Source organism: Billgrantia zhangzhouensis (genome assembly GCF_021404465.1).
Lineage (GTDB): Bacteria > Pseudomonadota > Gammaproteobacteria > Pseudomonadales > Halomonadaceae > Halomonas > Halomonas zhangzhouensis.
In genome coordinates, this window is the sequence record NZ_JABFTT010000001.1 from 224,172 (window position 1) to 235,218 (window position 11,047).

The 11,047-nt window shown below is 60.2% G+C and carries 10 protein-coding genes; 2 read left to right on the forward strand and 8 right to left on the reverse strand.

Going from position 1 to position 11,047, the window contains the following annotated elements:
- The first annotated feature begins 35 nt into the window (after nt 1–35).
- On the forward strand, nt 36–1,160 hold the full coding sequence (locus HOP51_RS01045; protein ID WP_234272084.1) for a PcfJ domain-containing protein: 1,125 nt from the start codon (nt 36–38) through the stop codon (nt 1,158–1,160).
- On the opposite strand, the gene HOP51_RS01050 is transcribed toward HOP51_RS01045, so the two are convergent.
- The 7 genes from HOP51_RS01050 to gmk form a co-directional block, all read right to left on the reverse strand.
- A complete protein-coding gene (locus HOP51_RS01050; protein WP_234272248.1) occupies nt 1,157–2,404 on the reverse strand; it encodes a PD-(D/E)XK nuclease family protein in 1,248 nt (415 codons plus the stop codon). The two genes, HOP51_RS01045 and HOP51_RS01050, sit on opposite strands and share 4 nt — an antisense overlap.
- A 254-nt stretch (nt 2,405–2,658) precedes the next feature.
- The gene (locus HOP51_RS01055; RefSeq protein WP_234272085.1) at nt 2,659–3,165 is read right to left on the reverse strand and encodes an acyloxyacyl hydrolase; all 507 of its coding nucleotides are present in this window, start codon (nt 3,163–3,165) and stop codon (nt 2,659–2,661) included.
- Between the two features lie 68 nt (nt 3,166–3,233).
- Nucleotides 3,234–3,746 carry an RNA 2',3'-cyclic phosphodiesterase gene (gene thpR / locus HOP51_RS01060; RefSeq protein ID WP_234272086.1) on the reverse strand — a complete coding sequence of 171 codons (513 nt, stop codon included), beginning with the start codon at nt 3,744–3,746 and terminating at the stop codon, nt 3,234–3,236.
- Nucleotides 3,747–3,752: 6 nt separating this feature from the next.
- Entirely contained in the window at nt 3,753–4,142 is a 390-nt protein-coding gene (locus HOP51_RS01065; protein ID WP_159555521.1) for a RidA family protein, read from the reverse strand.
- Nucleotides 4,143–4,229: 87 nt separating this feature from the next.
- Nucleotides 4,230–6,365 (reverse strand): RelA/SpoT family protein, encoded by a 2,136-nt coding sequence (locus HOP51_RS01070; protein ID WP_234272087.1) that lies wholly within the window; start codon nt 6,363–6,365, stop codon nt 4,230–4,232.
- 22 nt (nt 6,366–6,387) lie between these two features.
- Complete coding sequence (gene rpoZ, locus HOP51_RS01075) at nt 6,388–6,648, reverse strand: DNA-directed RNA polymerase subunit omega (RefSeq protein ID WP_159555517.1); 261 nt, start codon at nt 6,646–6,648, stop codon at nt 6,388–6,390.
- 135 nt (nt 6,649–6,783) lie between these two features.
- Nucleotides 6,784–7,398: a guanylate kinase gene (gene gmk, locus HOP51_RS01080; RefSeq protein WP_234272088.1), complete on the reverse strand. Its 615-nt coding sequence runs from the start codon at nt 7,396–7,398 to the stop codon at nt 6,784–6,786.
- 947 nt (nt 7,399–8,345) lie between these two features.
- Between gmk and HOP51_RS20950 the strand changes: the two genes are divergently transcribed.
- The gene (locus HOP51_RS20950) at nt 8,346–10,043 is read left to right on the forward strand and encodes a methyl-accepting chemotaxis protein (RefSeq protein ID WP_276574338.1); all 1,698 of its coding nucleotides are present in this window, start codon (nt 8,346–8,348) and stop codon (nt 10,041–10,043) included.
- Between the two features lie 143 nt (nt 10,044–10,186).
- Here the strand turns inward: HOP51_RS20950 and HOP51_RS01095 are convergent, their stop codons facing one another.
- Nucleotides 10,187–11,011: a mechanosensitive ion channel family protein gene (locus HOP51_RS01095; protein WP_234272089.1), complete on the reverse strand. Its 825-nt coding sequence runs from the start codon at nt 11,009–11,011 to the stop codon at nt 10,187–10,189.
- Nucleotides 11,012–11,047: the final 36 nt, after the last annotated feature.

Below are 11,047 nucleotides of genomic sequence, written 5' to 3' on the forward strand. Positions count from 1 at the left end.
CGCGGTCAATGTTGAGTCCATGGGCAATATCATCCATGTACACGCCGCAGGAATCTCCATGGCACTCGCTGGATCTCTCCGCGCAGCTGGGTTATCCGCTGATTCTTGAGATTCAAGGCTGGTACGGCCCCAGTCCCTTCGCCTGGAGAAGCGTCAGCGAAGGCGCCATCATCGCGGAAAGCCGCTTTCTCGAATCGCCCGGTCTTCCTCTGGAATTCCTGCTTGCCCAAGACGACGCCATCGACCAAAACGTACCGCCGGAACTCGTCTCCCTGGCCGATAACGCACCTTTCCTGCGTTATGCCCTCTACCAGGCCTGCGCCTGTCTGCCCGCCGCGCAACAACTGGCCGAGGATTGCCCGCTACTGCTGAGCCTCACCCTCGAGTGGGCGCAACGGGTGAATATTGAACAAGCCGAACTGGCGGCCTGGCTTGCCGGCAAGCGCGCCCGGCTGCTGGAAACCATCGGCCTGCCCGGCTCCGCTTCCCTTGCTCGGCTACTGCGTCGTATTCCGCTGACACCGCTCACGAGCTGGCAGCTGGACGCCGTGCGGCAATGCCTGCAACAGCCCGACGCCCTGGCACTACTGCGGCATCTCGACCGCCCCAGTCTCAATCATCTGTGGTTCCTGAACCGCTTTCCCGCCGCCTGGCCGAAGCTGCTGGAGATGATCGAGCCGGACACGCCATTGCACCAAATCGTCTGGCTACAGCGCATGGTGGTGGACATTCAACGCCTTGCGCCCAACGGCACCCAGCTCCACCGCGCCAGCGATCCCCAGGCATTGCAGCAACTACATGATGATGAGGTAAGACGTTTCAATGCCTTGAACCGGGGGAACCGCGCCGCTGCACTGGCCCTGCAATATGGCGACTATCCCGAGGCACCCATTCCCGGCAATGCCGATATCGTCGCGCTGGAAAGCTGGGACGCCCTGCTGGCCGAAGGCAAGCGAATGCATCACTGCATTGGCAGTTACGCGGCACAAGTCGCCGCACGCCAAGTGTTTGTTTACCACATGCAAGCGCCCGAAGCGCTGACCATCGCGCTGGCTCCGCAAGGCGGCCAATGGGGGCTGCAAGAAGCACGTGGTTATTGCAACGCCTCGCCAAGCGAGGCGTCATTGGCAGCGATACAGAAGTGGTTGGCAGCTCGCTAAGGATTTTTCGGGAAAGCGTTGTCATCCACCCACTTCGCCAAATCGCCCAGTGCCTGCATCGCGCCTGCTTTGGTGTACTCGCGGGGCCAAGCACTCAAAGCTAACCAGCGTCCTTTGATTTCGTACCAAGTGTCATTGTCATTGCCATCTCGGTACCCACCATCTCTGTACCAAGTATAATCCGGCTGTTTGGTGACAGGCGTTACCTTCAGAAAGGTCTGTTCGATTTCTTGCAGCCAAGGGTCGTGGCTTTCCTGACTTTCCAAATACGCCCGCACCTCGAAACCGATGCTTTCATCGCCTTCTGACTCTGCTGACGGGTAATAAATCAAGCACATCTGAGAGCCTTTACCATTATTTGCACCCCAAGTATGAGGGAAAAAGCGCCATACCCTTGTCTGCTCTCCCCAATCCTCCGGCTTTTTATTGGTGCCAAGCTCGCTGGTGTCTATCTGCAACGCAGCAGCAATAAGGCTTTTGCCTTCCGCCATCAACTCCTGCTCGAATTTATCCAGACGTTGAGAGGCTTCGTACAGGTCGTTGAAGTGCTTCAGCGAAAAATCCAGCTCTTCTTCCGTCATTGTCTTTGCTTCCTTCGGGTGGGCGATAGCTTCGAGATGCTGCAACAATTCCTGATAGAAGATTTGCCATTTCGTCTGATTGAATGCCGCGACATCTTGCCCATACAGTTCGTAAGCCGACTTCAATATTGTCGAGTAGGGAAGCACTACCCAACCTGCTTTTTTTGCATACTCTGGAACATCCTCCTCGGAATCGTCCGGGCGCAGGATGCACTTGTAGACTTGAGTCGCACGACGGTTCAGCAAGTCATCATAAACGTTGAACGGGTTATATTTCGCGGACGACCACACTTTATGCTCGATACCCAAAACGAAGTCGTTTCCCGAAACCACCAGGTCCAGGCGTTTCGTCGATTCGCTCTCGGCACTCCAGCTTCCCACTTCCCGCTCGGTAGTGACCGTTTCCCAGTTGATTCGCTGTAGATGTTCGTAATCGAAGCCACCTTGACGTACGAGTGCATGCAACACGGCCTTGGCCAACCAATGGGGCGAGCCGGGATAACCGCCCATAAAGAAGGCCATCAGGTCCGATAGGCGGTTCTCGTTCGTCCTCGGCCCCGCCTCGGAAAACAGATTGGGAGTAGGGGGCTTCGGCGGGGGAAGCAGTGCCAGTTTCTCGAAAAACCGCTCCAACGCCGCCAAATCGGTCGCTTCTGAAGACATCACGCAATGGCTCATATGTAGTGTGAGCCGTCATTTTGACGCAAAGCGTTTACATTGACACACAGAAAAGGCACCTTGCCACGTATCGTCGATCAGGTCAGCCTCCGCCGAGGGCTACTCACCATGCCCGGCAGACAACAGAAAAGCACCCGCAGGCGCTTTGTCATGGATATCAGTAGCTTGGCGATCGATATGACCCCGGTGATGGCTCCGGCGTCGCGAGTCCATCGCGTCGGAGCCATCAGCTGGCGTGGTCACAGCGCCAGCCGATAGCCCAGCGTCAGGGTTTCGAAACCGTCGTTGGGGCGCTTGATACTGGCATTGGAGTAGTGCGTCAGGCTCAGGGCGAGTTCGCCCGCTCCCAGCGGTGCCCCCAGGGCCAGGCGATCCTGGAACTGGAAGGCGCTGCCGAGTTCGCGCGATTCGAGACGCGACTCGAGGAACAGCGCCGCACCGACGCCGCCTTCGACGAATACGCCACGCTCACCGCCAAAGGTCCAGCGCAGCGCCGGTGTCACCAGCCAGGCTGCGTTGTGCTGCTCCTCGCGTCCCTGCAGCAACAGCAGGCCGGTGGCCAGGCGCAGGGTCAGCGGCGGTGGCAGGGGCTCGAAGGTGATGAACGTATCGAGTTCGAGGCGTGCGACGGCGGTCGATTCGCTGGTGATGCCGCCGTCGAGGTAGAGGTCGGCGAGTCCGGCAGGGCTGCCGATCAGCGCCAAGCCGGCCAGCAGTCCGGCAGCCACGTTCTTCCTGCGATTCAATGTGTTCCCCCTTTTTCTTTTGTGCCAATCTGGCGTTGGCTGACCTGATGCACCTTCATCCCTGAAGATCACCCCCGTGATACGGCCAGGGTCCGGTAGTGCGCGCCTTGCTCATTGATGGTCGATCTCATCAGCTCGATCTGATGATAAGTCCATGCCAAGTCCATGGCAGGAAGATCTTCCAGCAGTTGGCTGTCGGCGCGCCGCAGCAGGGTGACGTGCGGGATGTACCTGGCGGGGCGTGCCCCGAGGCCGTTTGCCTCGAGAACTCCCCAGAGCCTGCCGTGCAGTCGCTCTAGGGCGGGATCGGGCCGGCTGGCGCCGACCCAGACGATGCCGGGGCGGCGGAAGCCGCCCCAGCGGTCGATGTGCCACACGCTGGGTTCGAGGGTCAGGCCCTGCACCCACTCGACGAGTTCGGTGGCCTTTGCCTCCTCCATTTCGCCAAGGAAGGCGAGCGTGACATGCAGGCTTGCGCCGGGCATGCGGCGCCCGCCGCACTGGGCATGGGCGATATCCGCCAGCGACCCGAGCCGCTCTCGCAGCTCGGGCGGCGGGGTCAACGCCAGGAAGAGCCTCACGGCTCTTTAATCTCCAATTACCATGACCGCTTCGGCTTCGAACTGGGCGCCCTTGGGCAGCGCCTTGACGCCTACCGCGGCGCGGGCCGGGTAAGGCTTGGAGAAAAACTCCTCCATGACCTTGTTGACCACCGCGAAGTTGTCCAGGTCCACCAGGTAGAGGTTGAGCTTGACGATCTCGCCCAGCGAGCCGGCGGCTTCCTCGCATACGGCCTTGAGGTTGGTGAAGACCTGGCGGGCCTGGGCCTCGAAGTCGTCGGAGACGAGCTCCATGGTGGCCGGGTCGAGGGGGATCTGGCCGGAGAGGTAGATGGTGTTGCCGGCCTTGATGGCCTGGGAGTAAGGACCGATGGCGGCGGGTGCCTTTTCGGTGTTGATCACGGCCTTGTTGCTCATGACGGTCTCCTTGCGATGTCGATGCGTAACGAGGGTCAATGCAAGACCCATTCGCCGCGCCGGGGCGGCGAATGGGCCGGTAACGGTTCAATTGCCGACGCGAGTGATCTTGCCGACGTGCGAGAGGTTACGGATACGCTTGATGATGCGTGCCAGGTGCACCCGGTCGCGTACCGCCAGGGTCAGGTGCACGATGGAGAGCCGGGCATCGCGCTCCTCGATACCGATGCGTTCGATGTTGGCGTCGGCATCGGTGACCAGGCTGGCAAGCTCGGCCACCAGCCCACGGCGGCTTTCGATCTCGATGCGCAGGGCCACCGGGAAATCTTCGGTGATCTCGTCGGACCACTCCAGGGCGAACAGCTTGTCGGGGTCGCCCTTGAGTTCGTCGAGATTGCGGCACTCGCTGCGGTGCACCACGATGCCCTTGCCCACCGACAGATGGCCCACCACCGGGTCACCGGGCAGCGGATGGCAGCAGCGGGCGAACTTGATCACCATGCCCTCGGCGCCGCTGATCACGATCGGCCCCTGGGCGGCGAGGGCGCGTTCGCCGGCCTCGGTCGCGTCGCCGTGCAGCAGGTCGATCAGGCGCCGTGCCACCACGTGGGCTACCCGCGTGCCGAGGCCGATCGATTCCAGCAGGCTCTCCTCATTCTTTAGCGTGAGCTCGTTCAACAGCTCCGGCAGCACGTGTTCGGGCAGCTCTTCCAGGCTGGTCTCGAAGTCGGCTAGGGCCTTGTTGAGCAGGCGCCGGCCGAGCTGTACCGCCTCGGTTTGCTGTTGGTGCTTGAGCGCATGTCGGATCGCCGAGCGCGCCTTGGCGGTGACCACGAAGTTGAGCCAGGCCAGGTTGGGACGCGCCCCGGGGGCGGTGATGATCTCCAGCGTCTGGCCGCTCTCCAGGCGGGTCGAGAGCGGCGCCAGGTGACGGTCGATGCGACAGGCGATGCAGCTGTTGCCGATGTCGGTGTGCACGGCGTAAGCGAAGTCGATCACCGTGGCGCCCTGGGGTAGCTCCATGATGTCGCCGCGGGGCGTGAACACGTAGATGTCGTCGGGGAACAGGTCGTTCTTGACGTGCTCGATGAACTCCAGCGAGTCGCCGGCGTGGCGCTGCATCTCGAGCAACCCCTTGACCCATTCCCGCGCCCGGGCATGGCTGCCCTCGGCGATGGGATGCTCGGTCTGGCCCGCCTTGTAGAGCCAGTGGGCGGCGATGCCGTTGTTGGCCATGGCCTCCATCTCGCGGGTACGAATCTGTACCTCGATGGGCATGCCGCCGCTGCCGAACAGCGTGGTGTGCAGGCTCTGGTAGCCATTGGCCTTGGGGATGGCGATGTAATCCTTGAAGCGCCCCGGCACCGGCTTGTAGAGATTGTGCACCACGCCGAGGATGCGGTAGCAGCTGTCGACGTCCTCGGTGAGGATGCGGAAGCCGAACACGTCCATGATTTCGGCGAACGGCTTGCGCTGGTCGCGCATCTTCTTGTAGATCGACAGCAAGTGCTTCTGGCGGCCCACCACGGTGCCGGATAGGCCTTCGTCGTCGAGGCTCTTCTGCAGCGTGGTCTGGATCTGGCGGATCGCCGAGCGGCGATGGCCGCGGGCGCTGGAGACGGCGTGCTTGATGCGTTCGGCGCGCATTGGGTGAAGCGCCTGGAACGACAGGTCCTCGAGCTCGACGCGAATGGTGTTGATGCCCAGGCGGCTGGCGATGCGGGCGTAGATCTCCAGCGTCTCGCGGGCGATGCGGCGCTTCTTCTCCGGGCGCAGCGCGCCCAGGGTGCGCATGTTGTGCAGGCGGTCGGCGAGCTTGACGATGATGACGCGAATGTCCTTGGACATCGCCAGCACCATCTTCTGGAAATTCTCGGCCTGGGCGACGGCCTTGTCCTCGAAGGTGATCTGGGTCAGCTTCGAGACGCCGTCGACCAGCTCCGCCACCGGCTTGCCGAACTGATCGGCGAGGGCCTCCTTGGAAACCCCGGTATCCTCGATCACGTCGTGCAGCATGGCCGACATCAGACTCTGATGGTCCATGTGCATGTTGGCGAGGATGTTGGCCACCGCTAGCGGGTGGGTGACGTAGGGTTCACCGGAGCGCCGGCGCTGCCCGTCGTGGGCCTGCTCGGCGTAGTAGAAGGCGCGCTTGACCTGCTGGATCTCGTCGGGAGGAAGGTAGCCGCCGAGTCTGTCGGCCAGGTCGTCGATCGTGAACATTAGCGCGCCTTGAGTGACAGCCTTACTCCTCGATGGCCATGCCCGGTTCGCCTTCGCGGCGAATCCGGACCGGGGCCTCGATCGGCTCGTCCAGTACGCTGTGATCCACCAGACCGGCAGCGATCTCGCGCAGCGCCATCACGGTGGGCTTGTCATTCTCCCACGGCAGCTGGGCATCGCGAGAACCGCGCGACAGCTGACGCGCACGCTGGGTGGAGATCATCACCAGCTTGAAGCGGTTTTCGACGTTTTCCAGACAATCTTCGACGGTGACACGCGCCATATTGGGTACTTCCCGAAACTGTTAGGGGCCCCGGCCACGGCCGGAAAACCGAAATGGAACAGGACAGACTAGATTACTCGACGCCCGGCGGCTGTGACAAGCATTGGCAGCCAGGGCAGGCGCCTGCGGCTGGGCTCATGATAGCAGCGCCGCCAGCAGCGGGCCGTGGCTCTCCTGCACCCGGGCCAGGCTCAGGCGGCGGCTGATCACCAGAGCCTGTAGCTCGCGCAGGGCGGTGGTGAAGTCGTCGTTGATCACCAAGTAGTCATATTCGTCGTAGTGCGACATCTCGCTGACGGCGTCGCGCATGCGCCGGGCGATGGTGGCATGCTCGTCGGTACCGCGGCTGGCCAGGCGGCGTTCCAGTTCATCGCGCGACGGCGGCAGGATGAAGATCGACACCGCATCGGGCAGCTGTTCGCGCACTTGGCGTGCGCCCTGCCAGTCGATCTCGAGGATCACGTCCTGACCGGCCTCGAGCAGCGCCTTCACCGCTGGTCGCGAGGTGCCGTAGAAGTTGTCGAACACGCGTGCGTACTCGAAGAACTCGCCGCGTGCGATCATCGCCTCGAATTCGTCCACCGTCACGAAGTGGTAGTTGACGCCGTCCACCTCGCCACGGCGCTGGCCCCGGGTGGTATGCGACACCGAGACCTGGATGCCGTCGAGGCTCTCGATCAGCTCGCGCACCAGGGTGGTCTTGCCAGCGCCGGAAGGCGCGGAAATGATGAAAAGCGTACCTTGGGACATATAGGGCTCCGGATCGCAAATGCCCCCGTTCGCGCGAAGCGAAAGGGGGCGAGCGTCATGGCTGCGCATTCAGGCGGAACAGTATACCTGCCCGGCCAAGGGCGCGTCATGGGCGAGGTGCAAGCCGTATCCGTGCCTCATGCCATCGGGAGTGGGGTATCGAACTCTTCGGCCAGCAGCTCCAGGGCCGTACTAGGCGGTAACGGAGTTGCCGCTGTCATCGAGTGCCGAAGACCAGTGCAGACCGACAGGCGGTTCCAGAAAACGCGCCGTTGGATGCGCGTGCACACCACTGCTAGTTACAAAAAATTACAAAAAAGACACCAAGAAGCGTAAAGTTATACCACTTGACGCCGATATGCGGTCATCCTGACGGTTTGTGCGACATTGCAGTCCGTAAAATCATAAAAATATTGAACCGTGCCATCTTAAGGGTGCTGAGAATAGTCATGCAAGCCCAGAGGATAGCATTGCCATAACCAGGTGAAACGGGCATGTCGAAGAGTAAAAGAATGAAAAATCAGCTGTATATCAAAGAGGGGATTGTTGGTGGCCTTAAGTGTCATGGTATTGGTAGGACTGCCCACCAGCGGGTTGGGATCCTATAGCCAGCATGTCAATAACCAGCATTTGGTCGCCTGTACAACCTGGCCGTCGGCCGTGCGCCTTACATGAACCGTACTATATCGGTTGCTTGAATGTCGTTCACGGTTGGTTGAGAGAATACCAGGATATGCTCACCGCGAGAAATCAGCAGGAAGCGCAGCGGATGTAGTAACCGCCGGAAAAGCTGGCGGCAACATCGCTCGCGGTGTTCGTCATCCTTTTCGGAAGCAACAAATATTCACGTCCGGTTTCAAGAATATCATCGTAGGCCGATCAGGGCGGCTAGCGATTCAATCTACGCCGGGAAGGTTCGGCGGACATCAATTCCATAGGGGGAAGGAATGGGGAACATACTACGTAACCTTTCGGTCAAGGCCAGCTTGACGGTGGCTTTGATTGTCATGGCGGCCATGAGCATGGCCATCAGCGGCTTGGGCTTCTATGCCTCGGGCGAAAACGGCAAACAGACCGCCCAAATCCATAGCCTGGGGATCGAGGAGGGGCTCTCGCTGAACCGGGCGATCAACCGGGTAAGCGTGGCCAATTCCTGGCTGCGGGCCTATCGTGCTGCGCTGCGCAATGGCGACCAGGCTGAAGCGGCGCGGTTGAAGGCCGAAATCGAGGGCGTTCTGGAGCGTGCCGACGAGTCCTTCCAGGGATTCATGGCGGTGCCGAAACAGACCGCAGAGGGCGAGCAAATGGCCCAGCACCTGCAGCAGAGCTACATGGCCGCGTACGATGAACTGTTAGCCCTGTTGGCGGAAGGGTTGTCGGTCTCCAGCGAGGAGTACACGGATCGCGTTGCGCCTGTGATGGAGACCCTGATCCGCGCCTCGGGCGCATTCGCCGACCAAGTCCATGAGGTGGTAGAGCAAGTCGAGGCGGAAGCGGCTGCGACCGATCGCCTGCTCTTCACGCTGTCGGTAATGATGCTGGTGCTGATCGTCGTGGTGGCGCTCGTTGTCTACTTCGGCCTGATACGCGGCGTGGTCAAGCCGCTGGAAGAAGTCGTGGGCTATTTCGCCAACATTGCCAAGCTCGACCTGACCCACACGATCCCCGAGCGTGGCACCAATGAAATTGGCAAGTTGTTCAGCGCCATGCGGAATATGCAGCAAGGTTTGGTTGAATCGACATTCAAAGTTCAAGAAGCCAGCGATTCCATCAGTATTGGAAGCAATGAGATTGCGACCGGAAACGCGGATCTCTCTTCCCGTACCGAGCAGCAGGCTGCATCGCTTGAAGAGACGGCCTCGAGCATGGAAGAGCTGACCTCCACCGTGAGCCAGAATGCGGATAATGCACGTCAAGCGACCCAATTGGCGGCAGATGCCTCAGTGACAGCGGTACGCGGAGGCGATGTCATGCAGGAAGTCAGTGTGCGTATGCAGGACATTGCCAACAGCTCAACGAAAATCGCTGACATTACCAGCATGATCGATTCGATTGCTTTCCAGACCAACATTCTGGCGCTGAATGCCTCCGTAGAAGCGGCGCGCGCCGGTGAGCAGGGGCGTGGGTTTGCAGTAGTGGCGAGTGAAGTCCGCACGCTGGCTAGCCGCAGCGCGGATGCCGCTAAAGAGATCAAGGGGCTGATTGAAGCCTCAACGGTGCAGGTTCAGCAGGGAACGGAGCTGGTCGACAGTGCCAACGTCACCATCCAGGAGGTCGTTCAGGCGGTTAAGCGGGTAAGCGATATCATGGATGAGATATCTGCCGCATCGCAAGAGCAGAGCGATGGCATTGGGCAGGTCAATCAGGCCGTGGCACAAATGGATCAAGTAACGCAGCAAAATGCCTCGCTCGTGCAGGAAATCTCCAGTGCCGCTGCTTCGTTAGCCGAGCAGGCTAAGCGTTTGGATGGTGTGGTGAGGACGTTCCGCCTCCCCGAAAATGACGGTCTTCGTCATCAACCGGCCTTTGTTTCTAGGGCAGAGAGCCCCCAGGTGGCTAATAGCGCAGTCGGGGGGAATACGGATGTTAAAAGGCTGCCATCACCTGCCTACCGGCAAGCAATGGAAGATTGGGAAGAGTTTTAAGACAGGTACTGATGGAGGGAAAGCGATGGCCGTTGTCAGTGGCAACGGTAGGGATTGAAAACTCAACCGCCGAGCGTAGGCACGGCGGTTGAGGTAATCCAGATGAGTGGTTAGTTGGCGCAGGGCATCTTGCTATCCTTAACCTACTCTGGCAGGTGCTGATAGAGGTGCACGTCGCGTTGGGGGAAAGGTATAGTGATGCCCTCGCGGTCAAAGCGGCGCTTTATCTCTTCGGTGAGGTCCCAGTATACGTCCCAATAGTCTGCTGCATTAACCCAGGGCCGCACGATCCAGTCGATGCTGGAGTCGGCCATAGCATGCATGCGCACGGTAGGCGCTGGTTCTTGGAGGAGTCGTGAATCGTCGGCTAGGGTTTGCTCCAGCACCCGGCGTACCGTGTCTATATCATCATCGTGGCCAACGCTTACTACTAGATCGACTCTCCGCGTAGGGTGGGTGGAGTAGTTGACAATGGCACCACCGAGCATCTGTGAATTGGGCACTATGATGTGCTTGTTGTCTGGCGTCTTCAGCTCGGTATTGAAGATCTGCACACTATCTACTACGCCGGCGATGCCACCCGCTTCGACGTAATCGCCGATCTTGTAGGGGCGGAAAATAATCACCATGACACCGGCGGCGAAGTTAGCCAGTGAGCCTTGCAGGGCCAAGCCCACGGCCAGGCCGGCGGCACCCAGCACTGCTATCAGCGAGGCGGTCTGAATGCCGATGCGGTTGATTGCTGCCAGCACCACGAAGATCAGCAGCAGGGTGTAGAGGATGTTGCCCAGGAACTTGATCAGCAGCGGATCTACCTTGGCACGCTCCATGCCTTTGGTCGTGATGCCGAGCAAAATTTTGGCTACCCAGCGCCCAACAACGAAAATGATGACTGCTGCCACGACATTAATGGCAAAAGCAGCTCCGGATGTCTGCAGGTACAGCCAGAACGCGCTCACTTCTTCCATAATTGAAGCCCTTCTGTTTTTCTCGAATGTTAATGC

What these genes read in the sequence shown, in the direction of transcription:
- gmk (WP_234272088.1), bottom strand. Translation starts at nt 7,398, where the DNA reads ATGTCCCAAGGTACGCTTTTCATCATTTCCGCGCCTTCCGGCGCTGGC.
- HOP51_RS01070 (WP_234272087.1), bottom strand. Translation starts at nt 6,365, where the DNA reads ATGTTCACGATCGACGACCTGGCCGACAGACTCGGCGGCTACCTTCCT.
- HOP51_RS01045 (WP_234272084.1), top strand. Translation starts at nt 36, where the DNA reads ATGTACACGCCGCAGGAATCTCCATGGCACTCGCTGGATCTCTCCGCG.
- HOP51_RS20950 (WP_276574338.1), top strand. Translation starts at nt 8,346, where the DNA reads ATGGGGAACATACTACGTAACCTTTCGGTCAAGGCCAGCTTGACGGTG.
- HOP51_RS01050 (WP_234272248.1), bottom strand. Translation starts at nt 2,404, where the DNA reads ATGTCTTCAGAAGCGACCGATTTGGCGGCGTTGGAGCGGTTTTTCGAG.
- HOP51_RS01065 (WP_159555521.1), bottom strand. Translation starts at nt 4,142, where the DNA reads ATGAGCAACAAGGCCGTGATCAACACCGAAAAGGCACCCGCCGCCATC.
- rpoZ (WP_159555517.1), bottom strand. Translation starts at nt 6,648, where the DNA reads ATGGCGCGTGTCACCGTCGAAGATTGTCTGGAAAACGTCGAAAACCGC.
- HOP51_RS01095 (WP_234272089.1), bottom strand. Translation starts at nt 11,011, where the DNA reads ATGGAAGAAGTGAGCGCGTTCTGGCTGTACCTGCAGACATCCGGAGCT.